This is a genomic window from Streptomyces pratensis (assembly GCF_037137275.1).
GTDB classification, from domain to species: Bacteria; Actinomycetota; Actinomycetes; order Streptomycetales; family Streptomycetaceae; genus Streptomyces; species Streptomyces pratensis_B.
In genome coordinates this window covers 36604-61825 of record NZ_JBBBEN010000052.1, presented here as the reverse complement: position 1 = coordinate 61825, position 25222 = coordinate 36604, and the positions used below count along the sequence as shown (strand labels likewise).

Here is a 25222-nt window from a genome sequence, read left to right as displayed (position 1 = left end):
GAGACACGACAGAGGCTGACTTTTCACACCCGTTTATCCACAGGCGAGTGACACGAAGCGGCAAGGACGACGAGAATGCGGGGGCGACCTCCCCGGGTCTTCCGGAGGAGCGTCACGAATACCGGGGCGGGCCGCGCGAGAGACGCGGGTCGGCCTCTTGTGCGAAGGGCCGAGGAGGGCCGGGTGACGACCTATGACGATCGAGCGAGCCTCACAGATCTGACGACCACAGCGGAGCGGGTGCGCAGGTCGGTCGAGGGTGTGATCGAGGGCAAGCCCGAGGTCGTACGGCTTTCGCTGACCGTGCTGCTCGCGGAGGGGCATCTCCTGATCGAGGACGTCCCCGGGGTCGGCAAGACCATGCTGGCCAAGGCGCTGGCCCGGTCCATCGACTGTTCGGTACGGCGGATTCAGTTCACCCCGGACCTGCTGCCCTCGGACATCACCGGCGTGTCGATCTACGACCAGCAGCGGCGCGAGTTCGAGTTCAAGCCGGGCGCGATCTTCGCGCAGATCGTGATCGGCGACGAGATCAACCGCGCCTCGCCGAAGACGCAGTCAGCGCTGCTGGAGTCGATGGAGGAGCGGCAGGTCACCATCGACGGGCACACCTACGCGCTGCCCGACCCGTTCATGGTCGTGGCCACGCAGAACCCGGTCGAGATGGAGGGCACCTACCCCCTGCCCGAGGCCCAGCGCGACCGCTTCATGGCCCGCGTGTCCATCGGTTACCCGAGCCCGCAGGCCGAGCTCCAGATGCTCGACGTGCACGGCGGGCTCTCGCCGCTGGACGATCTCCAGCCGGTGGCCCACGCCCACGACATCGTGAAGCTGATCGACGCCGTCCGCACGGTGCACGTCGCCGACGCCGTGCGGCGGTACGCCGTGGAGCTGGTCGGAGCCACCCGCAGCCATCCCGACCTGCGGCTCGGGGCCTCGCCGCGCGCCACCCTGCACCTGCTGCGCGCCGCGAAGGCCGCGGCGGCTCTCGCCGGACGGGAGTACGCCCTCCCGGACGACGTCCAGTCACTGGCCGCCCCGGTCCTCGCGCACCGGCTGCTGCCCACCGCTCAGGCCCAGTTGAACCGCCGTACGGCGGAGCAGGTGGTGCTGGAGATCATCCAGCGCACCCCGGTCCCCGCCTCGGCCGGAGGCGCCGTGCCCCCTGCTCCGGGCGGGCACGAGCCGGGCCGCCCGCTCTACCACCAGCAGCCCGGGGCACGGCGGCTGTGATGGCCGCCGGCGAGCCCGGCGCCGTGGAGGACGGCGACAGGAGGGGCGGTCTGCGGGCGGCTCTGGGCGGGCTCACCACCCGGGGGCGCTCGTTCCTGGCCGCCGGGGTGGCCGCCGCCGTCTGCGCCTACGTCCTGGGCCAGGCCGACCTGCTCCGCGTCGGGCTGCTGCTGGCCGTGCTGCCCCTGATCTGCGTGACCGTGCTCTACCGCACCCGCTACCGGGTCACCGGGACCCGGCGTCTGTCACCTTCGCGGGTGCCGGCGGGCACGGAGGCCCGGGTGCACCTGCGCATGGAGAACGTGTCCCGGCTCCCCACCGGTCTGCTGATGCTCCAGGACCGTGTGCCGTACGTGCTGGGGCCGCGCCCCCGCTTCGTGCTGGACCGGGTGGAGGCGGGCGGCCGTCGTGAGGTGTCCTACCGGGTCCGCTCCGATCTGCGCGGCCGCTATCCGCTGGGCCCCTTGCAGCTGCGGCTCAGCGACCCGTTCGGCATGTGCGAGCTGACCCGCTCGTTCAGCGCGTTCGACACCCTCGTGGTCATCCCGCGCACGGTGCCGCTGCCCGTCCTGCGGCTGGCGGGCGAGGCCTCCGGCTACGGCGACGGACGGCAGCGCTCGCTCGCACTCGCCGGCGAGGACGACATCATTCCGCGCGGCTACCGGCACGGCGACGATCTGCGCCGGGTCCACTGGCGCTCCACGGCACGCCACGGCGAGCTGATGGTGCGCCGTGAGGAACAGCCGCAGCGTGCCCGGTGCACGGTCCTGCTGGACACCCGGCGGATCGGCTACGACGGGGCCGGCCCGGACTCGGCCTTCGAGTGGGCGGTGTCCGGGGCGGCCTCCGCGCTCGTGCACATGCTGGAGCGCGGCTTCGCCGTACGGCTGCTCACCGACGACGGCGACGCGGTGCCCGGCGAGGGCGCCGGCGGGTTCGCCGGCTCGACCCAGGAGTCCGCGGACTCGGCGGGACTGATGCTCGACACCCTCGCGGTCGTCGGCCACTCCGAGGGCGGGGGCCTCTCCCGCGCCCATGACGTGCTGCGCGGCGGCAGCGAAGGCCTGCTCGTCGCCTTCTTCGGCGATCTCGACGAGGAACAGACCGCGGTCGCCGCCCGGATGCGGCAGCGCGCCGGTGCGGCGGTCGCCTTCGTCCTGGACGGAGCCGCCTGGGCCGGCGGGCCGCCCGGAGCGGAGTACGCCGAGGAGCGGTTGCGGCGGCTGCGGGAGTCCGGCTGGGTCACCGTGCCGGTGCCGCCGGGGGCCGAGCTGGACGCGCTGTGGCAGTCGGCGGGCCGGATGGGCGCGGACACCCAGTCCGCCGGGGGCGGCGGTTCCACAGGCTTCGCGGGGGGATGGTCATGAGCGGGCAGGCCCGACCGACGCTGTGCGCCTATGCGGCGACGTTGCTGTCCGCGGGGGCGCTGATCCCGCTGCTGGACGGCGTGGGCTGGCTGGTGCAGGCGGCGGTGCTGCTCGGCGCCCAGAGCGGGGTGGGGGCGCTCGTGCGCCGGGTCCCGGCGGCGCGGTCGCTGACCGTGGCCTGCCAATTCCTGGTCACCCTGCTGCTGCTGACTCTCGTGTTCGCCCGGGACCACGCCCTGATCGGGGTCCTGCCCGGACCGCAGGCCGTGATGCGGCTCGGCGAACTGCTGGTGGCGGGCGGGGACGACGTCGGCACGTACACCACCCCGGCGCCGCTGACGGACGGCATCCAGCTGCTGGTGATCGGCGGGGTGCTGCTGATCGGGCTCGCGGTCGACGCCCTGGCGGTGACCTTCCGCAGCGCGGCCCCGGCCGGGCTGCCGCTGCTCGCCCTCTACTCGGTCGCGGCCGGTCTCTCCGACGGCGGTACGAGCTGGGTGTGGTTCCTGTGCGCCGCCTCGGGCTACCTGCTGCTCCTGCTGGCAGAGGGCCGCGACCGGCTCTCCCAGTGGGGCCGCGTCTTCAGCGGGGAGTCGCGCTCCTCCGGCGGTCTGGCGGACGGGCTGGCCGGTTCGAGCGGCCGGAGCTCCCCGGTGCGCACCGGGCGGCGGATCGGCGTGCTGGCGCTCGGCGTCGCCCTGGTCGTCCCGCTGGCCCTGCCCACCCTGGACAGCGGCCTGCTGGGCGGCGGCGGCCCGGGGAGCGGCAAGGGCAGCGGGGGCGGCACCATCTCGGCGGTCAATCCTCTCGTGTCGTTGCAGAACAACCTCAACCAGCCGGAGAACCGGGAGGTGATGACGTACCGCAGCAATATCGAGGACCCGCAGAGCCTGTATCTCCGGATTCTGGCGCTGGACGAGTTCAACGGCAGCGAGTGGCGTTCCTCCACCCGCCGGCTGACGGACGTTCCCGACCGGCTGCCGCAGCCGCCGGGACTGAGCGGGGACGTCTCCGTGACGGAGGTCAGGACGAACATCTCCGCCTCGGGTTCTTACCAGCAGACCTATCTGCCGCTCCCCTACCCGGCGAGCGAGGTCCGCATCGACGGCCGCTGGCGGTACGAGCCCGAGGGCCGCACCCTCGTCGGCGACGGCCGGCAGACCACGCGCGGCGCGCGGTACGAGGTCGGGAGCCTGGTCGTCGAGCCGACGCCGGAGCAGCTGGCGGCCGCCGGGCCGCCGCCGCAGGCCCTGGCGCGCGAATACACCCGGGTCCCCGGCTCGCTGCCTGACGTGGTCGCCGAGACCGCCGTGGAGATCACCCGGGGTGCGGTCAACGCCTACGAGCGGGCCGTGAAGCTTCAGGACTGGTTCGCCTCGGAGGGCGGCTTCACCTACGACACGACCGTCACCTCGGGGACGGGCTCGTCCGCCATCGCCCGGTTCCTCCGCGACAAGGAGGGCTTCTGCGTCCACTTCTCGTTCTCGATGGCCGCGATGGCCCGGACTCTGGGCATCCCGGCCCGGGTCGCGGTGGGTTTCACCCCGGGCACGGTCAAGGCGGACGGCGCGACCTCCGTGGGGCTGCGTGACGCGCACGCCTGGCCCGAGCTGTACTTCGAGGGGGTGGGCTGGACCCGGTTCGAGCCCACGCCGAGCCGGGGCAGCACGCCGGCGTACACCCGGGCCGAGGCCCCGGCGGACGACACGAGCGACCCGGCGGAACCCTCGGCCGAGGCCCCGGAGGAGCCGTCCGCCATGCCGTCCGCAGAGGACGACTGCCCGCCGCAGATGCGCCGGCAGGGCGAGTGCGGCGCCTCGCAGGAGCCGGGGGCGGCGCTGCCGTCCGACCGGGGGACCCCGGCCGGTCTGGTGGTGCTGATGGTGCTCGCCGGGGCCCTGCTCCTGGTGCTGCCGCTGGCGCCGCTGCTCTGGCGGGCCCGGGCGAGGAGGCGGCGGCTGGGTTCCGGCGGCCGGACGCCCGCGGACGCCGTCGGCCGGACACTGGCGGTCTGGCAGGAGACCACCGACGCGGCCTGGGACCACGGCGTCGCGCCGGACGGGTCGCTGACGCCCCGGAAGGCGGCGGCCCGCATCGTACGGCTGGGCCGGCTCGACGCGGCCGCGGCCGAGGCCGTGCACCGGATCGCGGGCTCGGTGGAGCAGGTGCTGTACGCCCCGGAGCCGCGCCCCGCCGTCGGCCTGGCGAAGGACGCGCTGAGAGTGGAAGCGGGCCTGCGGGCGGCGGCCGGCCGAGGCGCACGCCTGCGGGCTTCGCTGCTGCCCCGTTCATCCGTTCGGGTGATGTGGGCCGTCGCGGACCGCCGGGCGGCGCTCGCGGAGCGGTGGGCGGACCGCCCGGGTCGCGGTCGCTGGACGGCCCGGCTTCGCCGTCTCGCGCGCCAGCCGGGCTGACCGCCGTCCCTGACCGGGCACACGGCGGCCGAGCACACGCCGAGTACCCTCGGCCCGGCCTGACGAGGCCCCGCGCCGGGGGCGCTCGCCGCTACCGGCCCGGGGGCTTCGCCTGGACGGCGGCGCGGCTGCCGGTGGGCGGCACGGTTGCGTGACTCGACGCGGCCAGGACATTGGGGGCCGAAACGCGCGACCGGGCAGGGAGCACACGGCGGCCCGGGGCCGGCGCGGCCCCGGGCCGTTCCTCGTCTCCGCCCGCCCGCCACCCGGAGCACCGCTCGGCGCACCCGGCTCGACGGGCACACACGGCTCGTGTGCGCGCGACCGAGGCGCGGCACCGACCGCGCTTCCACAGCACGCCAGCGGGTGCTCGCCACAGCGGACGACCTGGTCACCGCCGCCGGAACCACCCTCGCCGGGTGGACGACGGATCGCGGCGCGACGGGGCCTGCCCGGTGCAGGCGCCTGTACTCCTCCCGCTCGCGCCTGCGACTCGCGCAAGTCTCGGCGCCTCTTCATCCTCAGGGGCGGCGAGCGGCCGGGGCTGTCAGATGAGCAGCAGCGCGTAGACGAGGAAGAAGGCGGCTACCAGTGCCGCGACGGTGAGGATGGCGATCAGTGGGCCTTTGGCCCACCCTCTGGGCGGTGCGTGGCGGGGTCCTGCCTCCGAGGTGCTGCCCTCGGCCGGGGGCGTCTCCCCGGCAGGGGCGCCGCCTCCGGGCTCCAGACCAGGAGTGTCGCGCGGATCAGGGTCAGGGTTTCCGATGCTCATGCCCCCCGAGTACCCAGTAGGGCGACGACACACCGAAGGGAACGCCTCCCAGACCGCGCCGCCGGACGATCTGGTCACCCACCGCCGGAACCACACTCCCCGCCCAGGCCCCGCCTGGCGCGGGAGGACGCTCACTCCATGAGTCCGCCGCTGGTGGGTGCTGTGGGGCCTGGGGTGCGGCAGAAGTGAGGGGCGGGCGCAGAAACGCGACCGCCCCTCACCCATCAGTGTCATACGTCGTACTGTCGGCACAGCCCGGTGCCGGAAGCAGGGCCGTGAACCGTGTTACTGGCCCTGCTCGTCGCGGCGGCGCTGCCACCGTTGCTCGATGCGGCCCATCATCGTCCGGCGCTGTCTCGGTCGGCGGCGTGCACCGCTGTCCCCGCCGTCCGCGGCGGTCGGCTGTTGCTCACCGGGCTTGGGCGCTTTGCGCCATCCGGTGACCGCGAGCACGGCACAGCCCAGCATGACGAGAAACCCCACCACGCTGATCCAGATCTGCTGGGCGACCATTCCGGACATGAGGAGCGCAATACCCACCAGGAAGCCGGCGACCGCCTGGTAGACCCTTCGTCGGGTGTGCGTACGCAGCCCGCTTCCCTCGAGCGCTGTCGCGAACTTGGGATCTTCGGCGTACAGCGCTCGCTCCATCTGCTCGAGCATGCGCTGCTCGTGCTCCGAGAGCGGCACGGTATCCTCCTCGTCGTCGGCCGCGGGGGCGACCGGTATGCGGCCCTTCCAGGATAGGCAGGGATTCGCCCCCGTGAAACCCGCCCTCTAGCGTTCAGCCAGTCCGGACCGCTGTGTCGGCTCGGCTGTTGAGGCGTAGATTCCCCGACGGCCGACCCGCCATGCCGGATGGTGTCACCCGATCATACGGGGCGTACGCCCGGTGCGGGGGTCCTGAGTCCGACTGCGTCCGGAGCTGCGTTGCTGATCAGCACCGCTCCGCAGGTCCTGCGGCGCCGCGCGGCGCGTGCCCGGGCCGCCCGGTCAGCGCAGCTTCGCGCCCAGGACGTGCAGCTGGGTGGCGACGGAGTGGAACGCGGGCTGCTCGGCGGCGGCCGCCTCCAGCTTGAGGAGCGCCTCCATCGCGCCGGGCTCGGTGTCCACCAGCGCACCCGGCACGAGGTCGGCGAAGACCCGGACGCCGTGCACCGCCCCGACCTCCAGGCCCGCCCCGGAGACCAGACCGGAGAGCTGCTCCGCGGTGAACCGGCGGGGCACCGGGTCGCCCTCCCCCCAGCGGCCCGCCGGGTCGGCGAGCGCTTGGCGGGCCTCGGTGAAGTGGCCGGCGAGCGCGCGGGACAGGACGGCTCCGCCCATACCGGCGGCGAGCAGGCTGAGCGCACCGGAGGGGCGCAGCGCCTCGGCCGCGTTGCGGACACCCTCCGCGGGCTCGTCGACGTACTCCAGGACGCCGTGGCAGAGCACCGCGTCGAAGCCACCGCGCTCCACGACGTCGAACAGTCCGAGGATGTCGCCCTGCACCCCCTGCACACGGTCGGCGACCCCGGCCTCCGCGGCGCGCCGCTCCAGCGCGAAGAGCGCGTTGGGGCTGGGGTCGACGACGGTGACGCGGTGGCCGAGCCGGGCCGCGGGCACGGCGAAGTTACCGGTGCCGCCGCCGGTGTCCAGTACGTCCAGGGCGTCCCTGCCCGTCGCCCCGACCTGACGGTCCAGAGCGGCCTTGAGGACCTCCCAGACCACGGCGGTACGAAGGGAGGCGCGGGGGCGCAGCTGGTCCGACACGGCAGATGACTCCTCGGCACGGCACCGCCGGGGACGGCGGAGTGTGAACAGTGCTGGTGGTGATGTGAGCGGTCACCACCTTATTGCCTCGCGCCGCCGTCCAGGTCACCCGCCGCCCGGCCGCCGCGGCCCGGGGCGCGGAAGCACCGGCTGGAGCGCGAGCAGCCGCTCGACCAGGCGCAGGAACACGGCCGCGTCGCGCAGCAGGTCGTCGGCGTCGCGGCTGTCGGCCGCGCCGGGCACACCCGCCTCCGCCCGTGCCCGGCGTGCGGCCCCGGAGGCGAAGAGGCCGCTCCACTCGGTCAGCTCGGGGGCCGCCTCCGGAAGGACCTCCCAGGCGCTGCGGATGCGCTCCCGGCGGCGCTTGCCCGTCTCGGGACGGCCGCGGGCGGCCAGCACGGCCGCCGCCGTGCGCAGGGCGGCGAGGTGGGCGGTGGCATACCGCTCGTTGGGGTCGTGGAGGACGGCGGCCTCGTCCAGGCCCGAGCGGGCCTTGGCGAGCAGGTCGAGAGCGGCGGGCGGCGCCGTGGAGCGGCGCGGAACGGGGTGGACGTCGTCCGGGGGCGCCGGGCGCCCCCGGGCCGGGCCGGTCAGTGAGGGGGCAGGGCTGCCTGCGCGGCGCCGCGGGGCGGCGGCCGCGGACGAGCTGGCCATGACGAACCTCCTGTCGTCGTGTGACGGCTCCGTGGCCGTCTGTGTCCATGGTGGCGGCCGCCACTGACAATCGGACCCGGACCCTGCCTGACCTGCCGTTTTGCGTCGAGTGCGCGTTCGGACTATTTTTTGTACTGACCGGTCAGTTCAAAGGTGTGCGCGGAGCGACCGCGGACGAGCACCGGACGAGATCAAGGGGAGGGTCTGTGGAGAGCCCGCACGGCGCAGCGGTACGCGCCGAGGACTTCGGACTCAAGGGGCCGCGCGGCTGGGCCTTTCGGCACGTGGGGTTCAGCGCCGAACCAGGCACGCTGGTGGCGGTCGAGGGCGCCTCGGGTTCGGGCCGCACCTGCCTGTTGCTCGCCCTGACCGGCCGCATGCGCACCACGGAGGGCCACGCGGAGGTCGGCGGGCTGCGGCTGCCCCAGCAGGCCGCCGCCGTGCGCCGGATCGCCTCGCTGGGCCCGGTCCCGGCCGTGAGCGAGCTGGACCCCGCCTTCACCGTGGCCGAGCACCTCTCCGAGCGCGCCCTGCTCCAGGGACGCTACGGAGCTCCGCTGCGCAGCCTGCTGCGCCCGCGCGCCGAGCGCCGGGCCGCCGCAAAGGCCCGGGTGGACGAGGCCCTGGCGGCCGCGGGCCTGGACCCGGCCGCCCTGCCCAAGTCCGGGCGGACCTCCGTGCGCGATCTGAAACGGCTGGAGGCGCTGCGGCTGTCCGTCGCCCTGGCGCTGATCGGCCGGCCCCGCCTGCTGGCCGTCGACGACACCGACCTCAAGCTCTCCGACACCGAGCGCGTCGAGGCCTGGGCGCTGCTGCGCTCCGTGGCCGACGCCGGCACCACCGTGCTCGCCGTGTGCAGCGAGGCCCCCGAGAACGCCCACGTCGTGCGCACCGCACCCACCACCGATGAGGAGACGGCCGATGCGCGTTCCTGAACTCGCCGCGCTCGAACTGAAGCGGTTCGGCCGGGGGAAGCTGCCGGCCGCCGCGCTGGTCGCCCTGCTGCTCCTGCCGCTGCTCTACGGCGCCTTGTATCTGTGCTCCTTCTGGGACCCGTACGGGAATCTCGACAAGCTGCCCGTCGCCCTGGTCAACGAGGACGAGGGGGCTGCCGGCGACGGAGAACGCATCGCCGCCGGGGACGAGATCAGCGACAGGCTGCTCGACTCCGAGGTCTTCGCCTGGCACGAGGTGAGCGCCGCCGAGGCCCACGAGGGCCTCGAGGACGGGACGTACTACCTCTCGCTGACGATGCCGTCCGACTTCAGCGAGAAGATCGCGTCCAGCGGCGGGGACTCACCCGAGACGGGCGCGCTCCAGGTCCGGACGAACGACGCCAACAACTACATCGTCGGGCAGATCGCCAAGACGGTCTTCGGCGAGGTGCGCGACGCCGCCTCCACCAACGCCTCCCGCGGCTTCCTCGACCGCATCTTCGTCGACTTCTCCGATCTGCACGACAAGACCGCAGACGCGGCCAAGGGCGCCGACGAGCTCAAGGGCGGCATCTCCAAGGCCAAGCAGGGGTCCAAGGACCTCGCGGACGGGCTCAAGGACTCCAAGGCGGGCAGTGAGCGGCTCTCCGACGGGATCGCCAAGCTGAACCGGGGCTCGCGCGACCTCGCGACGGGCTCCGCCCAGGTCGCCGACGGGACCCGGACGCTGGCAGACGAGGTCAACAGGGTCTCCGGCGATCTGCGCCCGTTCCTCAAGGACAACGCAAAGACCATCGGCGACACGGCCCGACTGGCCGCCGACGCCTCGCAGGGGGTGCGGCACAACCTCGATCTGCTCGTGCAGAGCGCCCCCACCGCGGCCACCGACGCCGAGAAGGCCGCCGACGAGCTGACCGAGATCCACCGCACCCGGTGCGAGGAGGCCCAGGAGCCCGACACCGCGGTCTGTCCGGCGCTGGAGCGCGCCAAGGTCACGGCCGCCGACGTCTCGAAGGTCGCCGCCGACGTGAACACCCTGGTCACGAACCAGAACGGCGAACTGAAGAAGCTGAGCAGCCGGCTCGCCGCTTTCGAGAAGCAGGCCGGGGCGCTCGCCGAGAACGCGCCGACGCTGGACGACGACCTGAAGGCGGCCGTCAGCAAGGTCAACCAGCTCAACACCGGCGCCCAGAAGGTCGCCAAGGGCGCACAGGCGCTGCACACCGGACTCGGCAACGCCCAGACCGGCTCCAGCGACCTGGACACCGGGGTCGGCAAGCTGAAGACCGGCGCGGAGAACCTGGACGGCGGGCTCTTCCGGCTCGGCGACGGTTCCGCCTCGCTCGCCGAGGGCCTCAACGACGGCGTGGACCAGATCCCGGACTACGACAAGAAGGACCGGGACGCGCGGACCGACGTCATGGCCGATCCGGTGCAGCTGGCATCCAAGTCGCTGCACGCCGCCCCCAACTACGGCACCGGCTTCGCCCCGTACTTCATCCCGCTGTCCCTGTGGGTCGGCGCGATGGTGGCGTACATGCTGATCCAGCCGCTCAACCGGCGTGCGCTGGCCGCCGGAGCGTCCGCCTGGCGGATCGCCCTCGCCGGATGGCTTCCGGTCGCCGCCGTCGGAGCCCTCCAGGTCGGCGCGCTGATGGCCGTGCTGCACTGGGGCCTCGGTCTCCAGATGGAACGAGCAGCCGGAACCATCGGCTTCCTGGCCCTGGTGACCTGCTGTTTCGCCGCGATCGTGCAGTGGCTGAACGCCTGTTTCGGGGCAGCCGGCCGGATCTTGGTGCTGGTCGTACTGATGCTCCAGCTGACGTCGGCCGGGGGCACGTACCCCGTACAGACCAGCCCCGGCTTCTTCGGCGCGATCCACCCGTACCTCCCGATGACCTACGTCGTCGAGGGGCTGCGCAGACTGATCACCGGCGGCCCTCTCGGCCAGGTCTGGCTGGGCTGCGCGGTGCTGGCGGCCTTCACCGCCGGCGCCCTCGCCCTCACCGCGTTCACCGCGCGCCGCAAGCAGGTGTGGAGCCTGAGCAGGCTGCACCCGGAGCTGAGCCTGTGAGCACGGCGGGACCTGGGAGAATCAGCCCCATGGAAAGCAGTGGCACCACGCGCCGCCAGGCCACCCGGCAGAAGCTCTACGAGGCGGCGGTGACCCTCATCGCCGAGAAGGGCTTCTCCGCGACCACCGTCGACGAGATCGCCGAGCGGGCGGGGGTCGCCAAGGGCACGGTCTATTACAACTTCAAGAGCAAGACCGAGCTGTTCGAGGAGCTGCTCCGGCACGGCGTCGGACTGCTCACCGCCTCGCTGAGGTCGGCTGCCGAGGAGTCCGGGGAGCGCGGCGGCACCAGGGTCGAGGCGCTGGACGCGATGATCCGCGCCGGGCTCGCCTTCATCGACCGCTACCCGGCCTTCACCCAGCTGTACGTCGCCGAGCTGTGGCGCACCAACCGCGCCTGGCAGTCCACGCTGCTGGTAGTGCGTCAGGAGGCCGTCGCGGTCGTCGAGGACGTCCTGCGGGAGGCGGTGCGCACAGGCGAGCTGAGCGAGGAGATCGACATCCCCCTGACGGCCGCCGCGCTGGTGGGGATGGTGCTGGTGGCCGCCCTGGACTGGCAGGCGTTCCAGCCGGAGCGTTCGATCGACGAGGTCCACTCGGCGCTGTCCCTGCTGCTGCACGGGCGGGTCAGCGGGCACTGACGCGCGTCGGCGGCCCGCGGCGCCGTACGGGGAGAGCCGAAGACGCCGGCCGGTGGAGTCCGCATCCCCCGCGAACCCACCCAACCGGCGTCTTGCGTGCTGCCGGAGACCCGTCCCCCGTGGCCCCGTCGTCCCCCGCGGCCCCTGGGTCTCCGTCGTGCGCCCCCGTCGCGTCGGGGGAGCCCTGGCCGTTCCGCCGCCCCGTGCCGGCGGTCCGGGCCGGGCGCCCCTTCCGTGGCCCCCACTCTCCCGTCCGCGCGGGCCGGGGCCCATCCGCTCAGCTACTCATCTGTGCTCCTGAGTAGGGGTACTCAGGAGCGTGCTCCGAACCCCGCTCCCCCGCCGCGCCGGGTCGATACGATCATCTGCGTGTCTGTCATCCCCTTGGTGTTCACCAGCGGCTGGGCGAGCGGGATCAACGCCTATGCGGTGGTCCTCCTGCTCGGCCTCTTCGGTGCGACCGGGGTCTCCGACGCAGTGCCCGCCGCGCTCCAGCGCACCGACGTCCTGATCGTGGCCGGAGTGCTGTTCCTCTGTGAGGCGGTGGCGGACAAGATCCCGTATGCGGACTCGGTCTGGGACACGGCGCACACCGTGGTCCGGCCGGTGGCCGGGGCGGTGGTGGCCGCGCTGCTGGCCGGGGAGAGCGGTTCGCTGCCGGAGCTGGCGGCGGGGGCGATCGGCGGGTCCACCGCGCTGATGAGCCATCTGGTGAAGGCGGGCACGCGGATGGCTGTCAACACCTCCCCGGAGCCCTTCAGCAACGTCGCCGTGAGCGTCGTGGAGGACCTAGGCGTCGCCGGAGTCGTCACCCTCGCCCTGTTCAACCCGGTGGCGGCCGCCGTGACCGCCGCGGTGCTGCTGGTGCTCGGGATCGTGGCGGTGCTCTTCCTCGCCTCCCGCATCCGCCGCTTCCTGCGCCGCAGGGCCCAGCGCCGTCGGGACGGCCGCCCGGCGGCGGCAAGAGAGCCCCGGCCTCCCGGGCGGGGCGCCGGCACCGGTCGATAAGGTCGGCGGCATGGCACGTATTGCGGTGATCGGCGCCGGGACCGGCGCGATGGCGGCGGCCGCCCGGCTGGCCGTGGCGGGCGACAAGGTGACGGTGTACGAGCGGTCGGCCTCCTACGGCGGCTCGCTCGGCCGGCACGCGCACGAGGGGTTCGTCTTCGACACCGGCCCCGGTGTGCTGCACCTGCCCGCAGTCCAGCGCGACCTCTTCGTGAAGACCGGCAAGGAGTCGTTGGAGCAGTCGGTCACCCTGACCCAGGTCGACCCGGCCAGCCGGCACCTGTTCGCGGACGGCACGGCGGTGTCCCTGCCCAACGCCTCCCGTGCCGGGGTGGCCGCCGCCCTGGACGACGCGCTCGGCTCCGGGGCCGGGGCGCGCTGGAGCGGTTTCATGGACCGGGCGCGGGACGCCTGGGACCGTTCGCGGCGGCCGCTGCTGGAGGAGCCGCTGCGCGCCGACCGCCAGGCCCTCGGGCGCGACCCCTATCCGGCCCTGCGCCGGCGGCGGCTGCTGCGCGGTCCCCGGCAGGCCGGCACGGTGGCGGAGATCGGCGCCTGGGAGCTGGCGGACCCGCGCCTCGCGGCCCTGCTCGACGGCTGTGCTCTGGCGTACGGACTCGACCCGCGCAGCGCTCCCGCGAGCGCGGCGCTGCTGCCCTACATGGAGCAGACCTTCGGCAGTTGGTATGTGATGGGCGGGCTGCGGGAACTGGCTCGGGCGGTGTACGAGCGGTGTCTGGCCCGGCGGGTGCGGTTCGTCTTCGGGGCGGAGGCGGTCCGGGTCGTCGAGAAGGACGGCCGCGCGGCGGGCGTGGAGCTGGCCGGCGGCGAGGTGGCCGAGGCCGACCGGGTGGTGCTCGGGGTCCGGCCGCGCCCCGGGCTGGCGCCCGGTCAGCGGGCGGACGGCGACGGGGCGGCGGAGGCGTCTGGGCGGTTCACGGTGCTGCTGTCCCTGCGCGGGGGCCGCGAGGAGGGGGCGGCGCACCGGACCGTGGTGCACAGCGCCGACGGGGCGGCGGAGCAGGCCGCGGTGTTCGGGGGCCGGGTCGCCGGGCACCCCACGGTGACGGTGCTGCGCCCCGACGACCCGGCGACCCGCCCGGACGCGGCGCACGAAGCGGTGACCCTCACGGCGACGGTGGCCCCGCAGGGGCCGGTGGACTGGACCGACGCGGGGGTGCGGCAGCGGTTCGCCGACGCTCTGGTGGAGCGGGCTGCCGCGGCCGTGCCCGGGCTGCGGGAGCGCATCCTGCGCACCGAGGTCCGCACGCCCGCGGAGACCGAGGCGGAGACGGGGGCCGCGGGCGGTGCGGTGCCGCCGCCCGCGTTGGCCGGCGCGGGGGGCGCGTATCTGCGCCCCGGCAATCTCACCGGCCTGCCGGGGCTCTATCTGGCGGGCGGCTGGGCGCACCCGGGCGGCGGGCTCGCGCACGCGGGGATGTCGGGGGCACTGGTGGCCGGGCTCGTCGTGGAGGGCGACGACTTCCGCGGCTCCCGCTGAGCCGGGGGCGCCGACGCCCGGCCGGGCCTGCCCGCGGGGTCACGGCGAAGCTCCGTGCCTGATCGCGTACGGCGGCCGCGTCCCGGGACCGGCCGCCGCAGCGGTGTCCGTACCCCCGGCCGTCAGTAGCGGTACTGCTCGTTCGGCCCGGTGTCGTGGCCGTTGCCGTAGGGGGCGGGCTGTTCCGGCGGCATCGGCGGCATCGGCGGGGGGTAGTTCTCGAAGTCGCGCTGGAGCGGGACCCAGACGCCCCCCGGCGGGGTGTCGGTGCTGTACGCCTCCGTGCCGTAGCTCTGGGCGTAGAGGTCGACGTGCTGCCGGCCGCCGTCCTGGTTGTCGTACGTCTCTGCGTAGCCGTCGTAACCGCCGTAGGCGGGGGTCCCGTTGGTGGTGCCGATGTAGGGGTCGGAGTAGGCGGCGTAGCTCTGCGGTTCCGTGCCGTAGTCGTAGGCGCCCGCGTACGCGTCCTGGGCCGCCTGCTGGCCGAAGCCGGCGGAGGAGTCGTACGCGGCGTAGTGCGGTTCGAGGCGTTGGCCCTCCTCCGCTTCCTCCCCGGCGGCCTGGCCGGCGAGGCCGTACTGGCCGGATTCCTCGTGCTGCGGCCCCGGCTCGTGGCCGGGCTCCGCGGGGCGGCCGGTCGCGGGGCCGCCGTGCTCGTGGTCGGCGATCTCCAGGTCCGAGACCTCCAGCGTGGGCTCCTTGACCGCGGCGCTCCGGCCGCGCTTGCGGCGGCGGCTCTCGCCGGGGCTGCCGCCGATGGCCCAGCCGGTGGAGAAGCCGCGCCGGAAGGAGAGCGTCACGAAGGTCTGGCCGGTGGCGAAGGTGAGCGTCCCGAGGACGATGACCGCCTGCGAGGAGAGCAGGACCCCGACGACCACGCCGAGGAAGCCGGCGAAGGCGAGGAGCCGCCAGCGCAGCCGCGCCTTGTACTGCAACAGCACTTCGCCCAGCAGCCACAGGGCCACCAGGCCGAATGCGATGTAGAGGACCGTCCAGCCCACGTCCGCCCCCTCCTGCGGCCATAGCCGCACTGGGGGCGGGTAGGGCCGGTCACGACTGCTGGTGCAGTCCGAGTCTTTCGTAGATCTCGAGCGTAGCCGTCGAGTTGTTGAGCGTGATGAAGTGCAGTCCGGGCACACCTTCGGACAGCAACTTCGCGCAGAACTCCGTTGCGAACTCGATGCCAATGGAGCGTACAGCGGCCGGATCGTCCTTGGCCGCGAGGATGCGCTCTTTCAACGACGCGGGCACGGTCGCGTTGCTCAGCTGCGGAAACTTTTCCAGTTGTTTCACACTCGTCAGCGGCATGACCTCGGGGATCACGGGAGTTTCACAACCCGCAGCGACCACTCGGTCACGCATACGGAGATAGTCCTCCGGCCGGAAGAACATCTGGGTGATCGCATAATCCGCACCGGCCCGGCACTTGGCCACGAAATGGCCGACGTCCGTCTCCCAGTCGGTCGAGCGCGGGTGCATTTCGGGGAATGCGGCGACGCCGACGCAGAAGTCGCCCGACTCCTTGATGAGACGCACCAGGTCGGCGGCGTACTTCACGCCGCGGGGGTGCTCGACCCACTCGCCCATGGGGTCGCCGGGCGGGTCGCCGCGGACCGCGAGGATGTTCCTGATCCCGGCGTCGGCATACTGCCCGATCATGTTGCGCAGCTCGGCCACCGAGTGGTTCACGGCGGTGAGATGGGCGACCGGGGTGAGGGTGGAGTCCGCGGCGATCTGCTGGGTGGCTCTGACCGTGCCGGCGCGCGTGGAGCCGCCGGCGCCGTACGTCACCGAGACGAAGCTCGGGCGGACCGCCTCGACCCGGCGCAGGGCGTTCCAGAGGTTCCGCTCGCCCTTCTCCGTCTTGGGCGCCCAGAACTCGAAGGAGTACGAGGTCTTGCCGGTCGCAAGCAGGTCACGCACGGTACGCGCGTGATCCGTCCTGGTGGATGGTGTGCCAAGGGCCATAGGGGGAGGTTATCCAGGGCTCGACGCTCCCCCAACCAGAGCAGTGGAATTTGTCTGGTTTTGCCGGACTGTTGTCCACCCTTCGGACAACGGCCCGGACGGCCTCCCGGGCCCGGAGGGCTTCAACCCGCGTACGCCCGCACGCGCCCCGCCAGATCAGCGGTGGCCGCGGCCGGGTCGTCCGCCTCTGTGATCGCCCGGACGACGACGATCCGGCGGGCCCCGGCGTCCAGCACCTCGTCCAGGTTGGCCGCGTCGATCCCGCCGATGGCGAACCAGGGGCGCGGCTGGTCCAGGGACGCGGCGTGGCGCACCAGGTCGAGGCCGGGGGCGTGGCGTCCCGGCTTGGTCGGGGTCGGCCAGCAGGGGCCGGTGCAGAAGTAGTCCACCCCCTCCTGGGCAGCGGCGGCGTCGACCTCCGACGCGGCGTGCGTGGAGCGGCCGATCAGCCGGTCCCGGCCGATGAGGGCGCGGGCGGCGGGGACCGGCAGGTCGCCCTGGCCCAGGTGCAGGACGTCGGCGCCGATGGCGTGGGCCACGTCCGCGCGGTCGTTCACCGCGAGCAGCCGGCCGTGCCGACGGCAGGCGTCGGCGAAGACCGCGAGGTGTTCGAGCTCCTCGGCGGCCTCCATGCCCTTGTCCCGGAGCTGGACGATGTCCACCCCGGCGGCGAGCACGGCGTCCAGGAACGCGGGGAGGTCGCCCTGCCGCTTACGGGCGTCCGTGCACAGATAGAGCCGGGCGTCGGACAGCTGCTCGCGAGGCGTGGACATGGTGGCGCTCCCCCGGGGTCGTGGCGGTGNCGCGGGCCGCTCCGGGCGGCCCGCGCACCGTTTCCTGATCGTGTCGGTCAGACGGCGAGCGCCTGGGCCCGGCGCTTCACCTCCGTACCGCGATTCTCACTCAGCGCCTGCGCGGGGGTGCCGGGCAGGGTCGGGTCGGGGGTGAAGAGCCACTCCAGCATCTCTTCGTCGGAGTAGCCGTCGTCCCTCAGGAGGGTCAGGGTGCCGGAGAGGCCCTTGACCACCTTGTCGCCGTCGATGAAAGCGGCAGGCACCTGAAGCGTCCGGTTCTCACCACGGCGTACGGCGATGAGCTGGCCATCCTTGACCAGCTGCCGTACACGCGTCACCTCGACATCGAGCATTTCCGCGATGTCGGGAAGGTGGAGCCAGGCGGGGACGAGAGCATCGGTCTTTGCGTCAATCTCGGTCACGAGGACAAGCGTGCCATCTGGGACCGACAGCCGGTAGCCGGGCCGACCGTACGGGGGCCGGAGCCGGTCCTCACAGGGCGGCGGACTTCAGCGGCAGGGCGGGGTCGGCCACCCGCTCCGGGTCGAGGGCGGCCCCCGAGCCGATGAGCTTGCGGCCCTGGGCGAGGTCGCGCGGGCGGTCCACGGCGAGCACGGCCACCAGCGCCCCGTCGCGCAGCCAGCACACCGACCAGGCGGCGTCCGCGCCGTCGCCGCGCCACAGCAGGGTGTCGGCGTGCGCGTGGTGGCCTGCGTACTGCACGAAGCGGCCGAACTGCTCGGACCAGAAGTACGGGACGGGGTCGTAGACGGGCGGCTGCTCCCGCTTCTCCGCGGCCATGATGGCGGCGGCCACGGTGCGGGGGCCCTGGAGGGCGTTGTCCCAGTGGTGGACCAGCAGGCGTGTCCCGTAGCGGGCGGAGGGAAAGGAGGCGCAGTCCCCGACCGCGTACACGTCCGGCAGGGAGGTGCGCAGGGCGCTGTCGGCGGTGACCGAGCCGTCGGGGCCGAGCGTGATGCCGGAGCCGGCGAGCCACTCGGTGGCGGGGCGGGCGCCGATCCCGACGACCACGGCCCCGGACGGCAGGGTGCGGCCGTCCGCGAGGAGCACGGCCCCCTCCTCGATGCTCTCGACCCGGGCCCCGGTGAGGAGTTCGGCGCCGCTCCCGGCGTACCAGTCGGCCATCGGGGCGGCCACCTCCGCGGGCAGGGTCCCCGCGAGCGGGCGGGCGGCGGCCTCGACGACGGTGACCGCGCATCCGGCGGCGCGGGCGGCGGTGGCGAACTCCGCGCCGATCCAGCCCGCGCCGACGACGACCACGTCGCACTGCCGGTCCAGGACGGGCCGCAGCCGGGCGGCGTCGTCGAGGGTGCGCAGCAGGTGGACGCCGGGCGTCGACTCGCTGCCGGGCAGGGTGACGGGCTCGGCGCCGGTCGCCAGGACGAGGACGTCGTAGCGCACCGGCCCGTCGGCCGTGTCCAGGGCGTGGTCGGCGGTGCGCAGGCCGGTGGCGTCCAGGCCGAGGCGCAGGGTGATGTCCAGCGCCTCGAAGTCGACGTCGAAGGCCGGGTGCTCGGCGCTGCCGAGGAGGACCGCCTTGGACAGGGGCGGGCGGTCGTAGGGCTGGTGGCGCTCGCCGCCGATCACCGTGACGGGACCGGTGAATCCGGCTTCCCGCAGGGCCACGGCGCTCTGCACGCCCGCCAGGCCCGCGCCGACGACCACGACGTGCCGCGGCCGCTGCTCCCTCTGCTCGCTCATCCGCCCACCATAATCATCTGATCGGCCGTCAGGTGCGCGGTTCCTCCACCACGCTCGTCCCGCTGCCCTCCTGGGACTCCCACTCCCACCGTTCCTCCAGCCGCAACCGGCCGTCCGCCAGCTCGACGACGGTGGAGAGGCAGTGCCCGGACGAGGTCGTCCCGTCCTGCTTGAGCTGCACGTAGCGGAAGTCGAGCGCGTCCCCGTCCCGGGTGCCGACGAGCCGGCCGTGCACCACGTCGCCGCCCGTGTACTCGGCCCAGACCCGGCCCTCGCGCTCGTGGTACGTGAAGCGGGTGCGGGTGCCGACCTGGCCGGGGGCCTGGTCGGCGACCGGCGCGAGGACGAGTCCGTCGAGCGAACGGGCCATGGCGGGCGCTCCCTTATCCGCGGCGGGCGAGTGGGTTTAGGCTGGCCCACGGTAGAACACTCGCGGGAGCCCGGACGCACCGGGCTGAGAGGGAGGCTGGACGGCCTCCGACCGTACGAACCTGATCCGGGTCATGCCGGCGAAGGGAGGGGCTGGACACCCATGCGCGTCCCGGGGAGAACCTCCGCATCCGACGTCCTCGTCATCGGGGGCGGCATCATCGGCCTGGTCGTCGCGTGGCGGGCCGCCCAGAGAGGGCTGCGCGTCACCGTCGCGGACCCCGATCCGGGCGGCGGCGCCGCGCAGGTCGCGGCGGGCATGCTGGCCGCCGTCACCGAGCTGCACTACGGCGAGGAGACGCTGCTCGGGCTCAACCTCGCCTCCGCCGCCCGCTACCCGGCGTTCGTGGCCGAGCTGGAGGAGGCGAGCGGCCGCGGGACGGGCTTTCGCGCCTGCGGCACGCTCGCCGTCGCGCTGGACTCCGACGACCGCGCCCACCTTCGGGAGCTGCACGCCCTCCAGGAGCGCTCGGGCCTGGAGTCGACCTGGCTCAGCGGCCGCGAGTGCCGCCGCCTGGAGCCGATGCTGGCTCCGGGCGTCCGGGGCGGCCTGCGGGTCGACGGCGACCACCAGGTGGACCCGCGCCGCCTCGCCGCGGCGCTGCGGGAGGCCTGCGGGCGGGCCGGCGTCGAGGTGCGCCGGACGACGGCCGAGCGGCTCACCGTCACCGGCGGCCGGGCGGCCGGGGCGCTGCTCGGCGACGGCTCTCGGTTCCGGGCGGATCAGGTGGTGCTCGCCGGGGGCAGCCTCAGCGGGCGGCTCGCGGGGCTGCCGCCCCAGGTCGTGCCGCCCGTCCGCCCGGTCAAGGGCCAGGTGCTCCGGCTGACGGTTCCCCCGGCGTACGCCCCCTTCCTCAGCCGCACCGTGCGCGCCGTGGTCCGGGGCGGCCACCTCTATCTCGTGCCGCGCGAGAACGGCGAGCTGGTCGTGGGCGCGACCAGCGAGGAGATGGGCTGGGACACCACGGTCACCGCGGGCGGGGTCTACGAGCTGCTGCGCGACGCCCACGAGCTGGTGCCCGGCATCACGGAACTGCCCCTCACCGAGACCCGGGCCGGTCTGCGCCCCGCCTCCCCCGACAACGCGCCACTGCTCGGCCCCACCGCCCTGCCCGGCCTCCTGCTCGCCACCGGTCACCACCGCAACGGCGTCCTGCTGACCCCCCTCACCGGCGACGCGATGGCCGAGGCCCTGACCACCGGCGAGCTGCCCGACGTGGCCCGCCCGTTCCACCCGGGCCGTTTCGCGCCCGTCTCCGCCGCCCGCGCACCCCAGGAGCAGCCCGTATGACCCAGCAGCCCGCGACCCCGCCGCCCGCGACCGCCGCCGCGCCGCCCTCCCCGCCGGTGTCCCTCTCCGTGAACGGAGAGGTCCGCTCCGTCCCCGCCGGGACGGCCCTGGACGCCCTCGTCGCCACGCTGACCCCGGCCTCCTCCGGGGTCGCCGCCGCCGTCAACGAGAGCGTCGTCCCGCGCGGCCGGTGGGCGTCCACCCCGCTGCGCGAGGGCGACCGCGTCGAGGTGCTCACCGCCGTGCAGGGAGGCTGAACCATGTCGGACGACCTCTTCGCCCTCGGGCCCGCGGCCTTCGGCTCCCGGCTCATCATGGGCACCGGCGGGGCGCCCAGCCTGGAGGTGCTGGAGCGCTCGCTGATCGCCTCCGGGACCGAGCTGACCACGGTCGCGATGCGCCGGCTCGACCCGACCGTGCAGGGTTCTGTGCTCTCGGTGCTGGAGCGGCTCGCCATCCAGGTGCTGCCGAACACCGCTGGCTGCTTCACCGCGGGCGAGGCGGTGCTCACCGCCCGGCTGGCCCGCGAGGCGCTCGGCACCGACTGGGTCAAGCTGGAGGTGGTGGCCGACGAGCGGACCCTGCTGCCGGACCCGATCGAGCTGCTCGACGCGGCGGAGGTCCTGGTCGACGACGGGTTCACCGTGCTGCCCTACACCAACGACGATCCGGTCCTCGCCCGGAAGCTGGAGGACGTGGGGTGCGCGGCGATCATGCCGCTCGGCTCGCCCATCGGCTCCGGGCTCGGCATCCGCAACCCGCACAACTTCGAGTTGATCGTCGAGCGGGCGGGCGTTCCGGTCATCCTGGACGCCGGCGCCGGCACGGCCTCGGACGCGGCGCAGGCGATGGAGCTGGGGTGCGCCGCTGTGATGCTCGCCTCAGCGGTGACCCGCGCGCAGGAGCCGGAGCTGATGGCCGCCGCGATGCGCCATGCGGTGGAGGGCGGGCGGCTCGCGTACCGGGCGGGACGCATTCCGCGCCGCCACTTCGCCGAGGCCTCGTCCCCGGTGGCGGGGCGGGCGGCGCTCGATCCGGAGCGCCCGGCGTTCTGAAGGGGCGCCGCGCCGCCGTCGGCCGCTCGGGGCGGGCTCCGGTCACGGATCGGCTGGAGAACGGCCCCGGAGCGGTCCGGCCCGTCCGGGTCGTCGGCGGCGGCTCGTAGACTCTCCGGGTGGACACGACCCTCCAGGACCCTCTCGTCGGGCAGCTGCTCGACGGCCGGTATCGCATTGAGGCGCGCATCGCCGTCGGCGGGATGGCCACGGTCTACCGGGCCGTGGACACCCGCCTGGACCGGGTGCTCGCCCTCAAGGTGATGCACCCGGCGCTGGCCTCCGACGCCTCGTTCGTCGAGCGCTTCATCCGTGAGGCGAAGTCGGTGGCCCGGCTCGCGCACCCCAACGTCGTCGCGGTCTTCGACCAGGGCGCCCAGGGCGCGTACGTCTACCTCGCGATGGAGTACGTGGCGGGATGCACCCTGCGCGACGTGCTGCGCGAGCGCGGGGCCCTCCAGCCCCGGGCGGCCCTGGACATCCTGGAGCCGGTGCTCGCCGCCCTCGGCGCCGCACACCGCGCCGGGTTCGTGCACCGGGACATGAAGCCGGAGAACGTCCTGATCGGGGACGACGGCCGGGTCAAGGTCGCCGACTTCGGCCTGGTCCGCGCGGTCGGCACGGCCACCGACACCACCGGCTCCCTGCTGGGCACGGTGTCGTATCTGGCGCCCGAGCAGATCGAGGACGGCACGGCGGACACCCGCAGCGACGTGTACGCCTGCGGCGTCGTGCTGTACGAGATGCTGACCGGCTCCAAGCCGCACACCGGCGACACCGCCGCCCAGGTCATCTACCAGCACCTCAACGAGGACGTTCCGGCCCCGTCCGCGGCCGTGCCGGGGCTGTCGGCCGCGCTGGACGGCCTGGTGGCCGACGCCGCCGCCCGCGACCCCGAGGCGCGCCCGCACGACGCGGTCCTGCTGCTCGCCGCGGCCCGTGATGCCCGCGCCGCGCTGACCGACGCGGAGCTGGACGCCGTACCGCCGCAGGCGCTGTCCGACGCGCACGACGGCTCTCACGACCGTACGAGCGTGATCCCGCGGGCCGTGTCGGACGGCGACGGCGCTGCCGTGCACCGCACCAGCCGCCTGGAGACGCCGCCGGAGGCCGGCGCGGCGCCGCAGCGCCTTCCAGGCCGGCGCGGACCGTTCGGCGGGCCGCACCGCGGGCTGCTCGCCGTCCTCGCAGCCGTCCTGCTGACGCTGGGCGTCGGAGCGGGCGTCTGGTACGTCAACACCGGGCAGTTCACCCAGGTCCCCTCGCTGCTCGGGCAGACCCAGAAGACCGCGGAGCAGCGACTCTCGGACAGCGGGCTCGGGCTGAAGGGCGTGGACCGGGTCTTCAGCGACACGGTCGAGCGGGGGCTGGTGGTCGACAGCGACCCGGCCTCCGGAGAGCGGATTCGCGGCAACGGCTCGGTGAAGCTCGTCGTGTCGCGCGGCCCGGAGATCGTGCGGGTGCCCGAGGTGGCGGGCAGCTCCCTCGCGGACGCCCGGCGCGCGCTGAAGAAGGTGGGCCTGCTGCCCGGCATGACCACCCGGGAGTTCAGCGAGGACGTCGCCCGCGGGAAGGTGATCCGCACGGACCCCGGCGCCGGGAGGGACCGCCGTCCCGACACCGCCGTCGCGCTGGTCGTCAGCAAGGGCAGCCCGGTCGACGTCCCGGACGTCACCGGGCTCTCGGTGCGGGACGCCACCGCGGAGCTGGAGGGCGAGGGGCTCAAGGCCGAGGTGCTGCCCGGCCGGATCAACTCCTCCGAGGCGGCCGGGGACGTCGCGGAGCAGTCCCCGGGCGAGGGCGCGGAGGCCGCGGAGGGCGACACCGTCCAGCTGACCGTCTCCAAGGGCCCCCGCATGCTGGACGTCCCGGACGTCACCGGCCGGGACGTCGACGAGGCGAGACAGACGCTGGAGGAGGCGGGCTTCGAGGTGAAGGTCGACCGGCCGTTCCTCTCCTTCAGCGACACGATCGCGAGCCAGTCCGTGGAGGGCGGCGAGCGGGCCCCCGAGGGCTCCACCATCACCATCGAGACCAAGGGACTGTAGCCATATGCGCAATCCGGTGGGCGGCCATGTCCCGGTGGCCGGCGGCCTCGCCAAGGTCGGCCTGGAGTACGCCCGTGAGCTGGCGGCGGAGGCCGTGCAGGTCTTCGTGGCCAACCCCCGCGGCTGGGCGACGCCTGCGGGGAACCCGGCGCAGGACGAGCTGTTCCGCGCCGGGTGCGCGGCGGCGTCGATCCCGGCGTACGTCCACGCGCCGTATCTGATCAACTTCGGCTCGCACACCGGGGCGACGGTCGAGAAGTCGGTGGACTCCCTGCGCCACTCGCTGCGCCGGGCTCGGGAGATCGGTGCGCTGGGTGTGGTGGTGCACACCGGCTCGGCCACCGGCGGGCGGCCGCGCGCCGAGGCGCTGGCGCAGGTGCGGACGTGTCTGCGGCCGCTGCTGGACGAGCTGACCCACGACGACGACCCGGATCTGCTCCTGGAGTCGACCGCCGGCCAGGGCTCCTCCCTCTGCTCGCGGACCTGGGACTTCGGGCCGTACTTCGAGGCGCTGGACTGCCACCCGAAGCTGGGGGTGTGCCTGGACACCTGCCATGTCTACGCGGCGGGGCACGATCTCGCGGGCCCCTCGGGGATGCGGCAGACGCTGGACCTGCTGGTGGACACGGTCGGTGAGGGCCGGATCAAGCTGATCCACGCCAACGACTCCAAGGACGTCGTGGGCGCCCACAAGGACCGCCACGAGAACATCGGCGCCGGCCACATCGGGGCGGAGCCGTTCCGGGAGCTGTTCGCCCATCCGGCGACCGAGGGCGTGCCGCTGGTCATCGAGACCCCCGGCGGCAAGGAGGGGCACGCGGCGGACGTGGCCCGGCTGAAGGGGCTGCGCGACTCGCCCGCCGGCTGAGGGCGGCCCGCCCGCCTGCCGAGCACGACGTGCTCAGAGTTCGGGGCCGTCCCCCGGCTCCTCCTGGTAGGAGTAGCGCTGCTCGCGCCACGGGTCGCCGATGTTGTGGTAGCCCCGCTCCTCCCAGAACCCGCGCCGGTCGGCCCTCATGTACTCGACGCCCCTGACCCACTTCGGGCCCTTCCAGGCGTACCGGTGCGGGACGACGAGGCGAAGCGGGAAGCCGTGCTCGGCGGTCAGCAGCTCGCCGTCCTTGTGGGTGGCGAAGACGGTGCGCTCCGAGGCGAAGTCCTCCAGGCGCAGGTTGGAGGAGAAGCCGTATTCGGCCCACACCATCACGTGGGTGACGTCGGGCGCGGGCGGCGCCAGGTCCAGGACCGTACGGGCGAGGACCCCGCCCCACTCGGCGCCGAGCATGCTGAACTTCGTCACGCAGTGCAGGTCGGCGACGACGGAGGAGAACGGCAGGGCCGAGAAGTCCTGGTGGTTCCAGCAGTGCTTGTCGCCGTCGGCGGTGGCCCCGAAGACCCGGAACTCCCAGCGGTCGGGTTTGAACTTGGGTACGGGCCCGTAGTGGGTGACCGGCCAGCCGCGCTGCAGTCGCTGACCCGGCGGAAGCTCGGACTGCCCTGATTCGCGGTATTCCCGGCTTTCCGGCTGACCCATGCCTCCATGGTGACAGACAGCCAGGGGTGG

Annotated in this window: 24 protein-coding genes and 1 riboswitch; of the genes, 13 read left to right on the top strand and 11 right to left on the bottom strand. The window is 73.9% G+C overall.

Annotated elements, in window-relative coordinates:
- Positions 1-183 precede the first annotated feature (183 nt).
- Genes V9U70_RS02580 through V9U70_RS02570 form a run of 3 tightly spaced genes read left to right on the top strand, consistent with a single transcriptional unit; the run spans position 184 to position 5014 of the window.
- Positions 184-1233 carry an AAA family ATPase gene (locus V9U70_RS02580; RefSeq protein ID WP_336672769.1) on the top strand — a complete coding sequence of 350 codons (1050 nt, stop codon included), beginning with the start codon at positions 184-186 and terminating at the stop codon, positions 1231-1233.
- Positions 1233-2600, top strand: coding sequence for a DUF58 domain-containing protein (locus V9U70_RS02575; RefSeq protein ID WP_336672768.1), 1368 nt, complete (start codon positions 1233-1235; stop codon positions 2598-2600). Before V9U70_RS02580 ends, V9U70_RS02575 begins: the two co-directional genes overlap by 1 nt.
- Positions 2597-5014: a transglutaminase TgpA family protein gene (locus V9U70_RS02570; RefSeq protein WP_336672767.1), complete on the top strand. Its 2418-nt coding sequence runs from the start codon at positions 2597-2599 to the stop codon at positions 5012-5014. The genes V9U70_RS02575 and V9U70_RS02570 overlap by 4 nt, the downstream gene beginning before the upstream one ends.
- A gap of 547 nt (positions 5015-5561) precedes the next feature.
- Here V9U70_RS02570 and V9U70_RS02565 read toward each other — a convergent pair.
- The 4 genes from V9U70_RS02565 to V9U70_RS02550 form a co-directional block, all read right to left on the bottom strand.
- Positions 5562-5786: a DUF6480 family protein gene (locus V9U70_RS02565; RefSeq protein WP_336672766.1), complete on the bottom strand. Its 225-nt coding sequence runs from the start codon at positions 5784-5786 to the stop codon at positions 5562-5564.
- Positions 5787-6071: 285 nt separating this feature from the next.
- A complete protein-coding gene (locus V9U70_RS02560) occupies positions 6072-6476 on the bottom strand; it encodes a DUF3040 domain-containing protein (protein ID WP_336672765.1) in 405 nt (134 codons plus the stop codon).
- A 303-nt stretch (positions 6477-6779) separates the two neighbouring features.
- Entirely contained in the window at positions 6780-7538 is a 759-nt protein-coding gene (locus tag V9U70_RS02555; RefSeq protein WP_336672764.1) for a class I SAM-dependent methyltransferase, read from the bottom strand.
- A 105-nt stretch (positions 7539-7643) separates the two neighbouring features.
- On the bottom strand, positions 7644-8192 hold the full coding sequence (locus V9U70_RS02550; protein WP_336672763.1) for an SAV_6107 family HEPN domain-containing protein: 549 nt from the start codon (positions 8190-8192) through the stop codon (positions 7644-7646).
- A gap of 206 nt (positions 8193-8398) precedes the next feature.
- Here V9U70_RS02550 and V9U70_RS02545 point away from each other — a divergent pair, with 206 nt between their 5' ends.
- The 5 genes from V9U70_RS02545 to V9U70_RS02525 all read left to right on the top strand — a co-directional run bounded on the left by V9U70_RS02545 (position 8399) and on the right by V9U70_RS02525 (position 14351).
- Positions 8399-9127 (top strand): ATP-binding cassette domain-containing protein, encoded by a 729-nt coding sequence (locus V9U70_RS02545; RefSeq protein ID WP_336672762.1) that lies wholly within the window; start codon positions 8399-8401, stop codon positions 9125-9127.
- Positions 9114-11201 (top strand): YhgE/Pip domain-containing protein, encoded by a 2088-nt coding sequence (locus V9U70_RS02540; protein WP_336672761.1) that lies wholly within the window; start codon positions 9114-9116, stop codon positions 11199-11201. The genes V9U70_RS02545 and V9U70_RS02540 overlap by 14 nt, the downstream gene beginning before the upstream one ends.
- A 29-nt stretch (positions 11202-11230) precedes the next feature.
- Positions 11231-11842, top strand: a complete 612-nt coding sequence (locus V9U70_RS02535) for a TetR/AcrR family transcriptional regulator (RefSeq protein ID WP_336672760.1) — start codon at positions 11231-11233, stop codon at positions 11840-11842.
- Positions 11843-12211: 369 nt separating this feature from the next.
- Positions 12212-12850, top strand: a complete 639-nt coding sequence (locus V9U70_RS02530) for a DUF4126 domain-containing protein (protein WP_336672759.1) — start codon at positions 12212-12214, stop codon at positions 12848-12850.
- Positions 12851-12860: 10 nt separating this feature from the next.
- Entirely contained in the window at positions 12861-14351 is a 1491-nt protein-coding gene (locus V9U70_RS02525; RefSeq protein ID WP_336672758.1) for a phytoene desaturase family protein, read from the top strand.
- Positions 14352-14473: 122 nt separating this feature from the next.
- Here V9U70_RS02525 and V9U70_RS02520 read toward each other — a convergent pair whose 3' ends face one another.
- The 6 genes from V9U70_RS02520 to V9U70_RS02495 form a co-directional block, all read right to left on the bottom strand.
- Positions 14474-15352 carry a hypothetical protein gene (locus V9U70_RS02520; protein WP_336672757.1) on the bottom strand — a complete coding sequence of 293 codons (879 nt, stop codon included), beginning with the start codon at positions 15350-15352 and terminating at the stop codon, positions 14474-14476.
- A 49-nt stretch (positions 15353-15401) separates the two neighbouring features.
- Positions 15402-16319, bottom strand: a complete 918-nt coding sequence (gene metF, locus V9U70_RS02515; protein WP_336672756.1) for a methylenetetrahydrofolate reductase [NAD(P)H] — start codon at positions 16317-16319, stop codon at positions 15402-15404.
- A gap of 122 nt (positions 16320-16441) precedes the next feature.
- Complete coding sequence (gene thiE / locus V9U70_RS02510; protein ID WP_336672755.1) at positions 16442-17092, bottom strand: thiamine phosphate synthase; 651 nt, start codon at positions 17090-17092, stop codon at positions 16442-16444.
- A gap of 77 nt (positions 17093-17169) precedes the next feature.
- On the bottom strand, positions 17170-17535 hold the full coding sequence (locus tag V9U70_RS02505) for an Rv2175c family DNA-binding protein (RefSeq protein ID WP_336672754.1): 366 nt from the start codon (positions 17533-17535) through the stop codon (positions 17170-17172).
- Positions 17536-17605: 70 nt separating this feature from the next.
- Positions 17606-18835 carry an NAD(P)/FAD-dependent oxidoreductase gene (locus tag V9U70_RS02500; RefSeq protein WP_336672753.1) on the bottom strand — a complete coding sequence of 410 codons (1230 nt, stop codon included), beginning with the start codon at positions 18833-18835 and terminating at the stop codon, positions 17606-17608.
- 28 nt (positions 18836-18863) lie between these two features.
- On the bottom strand, positions 18864-19205 hold the full coding sequence (locus V9U70_RS02495; protein WP_336672752.1) for an avidin-fold protein: 342 nt from the start codon (positions 19203-19205) through the stop codon (positions 18864-18866).
- A gap of 52 nt (positions 19206-19257) precedes the next feature.
- Positions 19258-19370: riboswitch (TPP riboswitch) on the top strand.
- On the opposite strand from V9U70_RS02495, the gene thiO reads away from it, so the two are divergent.
- The 5 genes from thiO to V9U70_RS02470 all read left to right on the top strand — a co-directional run bounded on the left by thiO (position 19368) and on the right by V9U70_RS02470 (position 24526).
- The gene (gene thiO, locus V9U70_RS02490) at positions 19368-20555 is read left to right on the top strand and encodes a glycine oxidase ThiO (RefSeq protein WP_336672751.1); all 1188 of its coding nucleotides are present in this window, start codon (positions 19368-19370) and stop codon (positions 20553-20555) included. Its footprint overlaps the riboswitch before it by 3 nt.
- Positions 20552-20812 carry a sulfur carrier protein ThiS gene (gene thiS / locus V9U70_RS02485; protein ID WP_336672750.1) on the top strand — a complete coding sequence of 87 codons (261 nt, stop codon included), beginning with the start codon at positions 20552-20554 and terminating at the stop codon, positions 20810-20812. Before thiO ends, thiS begins: the two co-directional genes overlap by 4 nt.
- A 3-nt stretch (positions 20813-20815) precedes the next feature.
- Positions 20816-21610: a thiazole synthase gene (locus tag V9U70_RS02480; protein ID WP_336672749.1), complete on the top strand. Its 795-nt coding sequence runs from the start codon at positions 20816-20818 to the stop codon at positions 21608-21610.
- A 119-nt stretch (positions 21611-21729) separates the two neighbouring features.
- Entirely contained in the window at positions 21730-23658 is a 1929-nt protein-coding gene (pknB, locus tag V9U70_RS02475) for a Stk1 family PASTA domain-containing Ser/Thr kinase (RefSeq protein ID WP_336672748.1), read from the top strand.
- 4 nt (positions 23659-23662) lie between these two features.
- Entirely contained in the window at positions 23663-24526 is an 864-nt protein-coding gene (locus tag V9U70_RS02470) for a deoxyribonuclease IV (protein ID WP_336672747.1), read from the top strand.
- 33 nt (positions 24527-24559) lie between these two features.
- Here V9U70_RS02470 and V9U70_RS02465 read toward each other — a convergent pair whose 3' ends face one another.
- Positions 24560-25192, bottom strand: coding sequence for a sulfite oxidase-like oxidoreductase (locus V9U70_RS02465; RefSeq protein ID WP_336672746.1), 633 nt, complete (start codon positions 25190-25192; stop codon positions 24560-24562).
- Between the last annotated feature and the right edge of the window lie 30 nt (positions 25193-25222).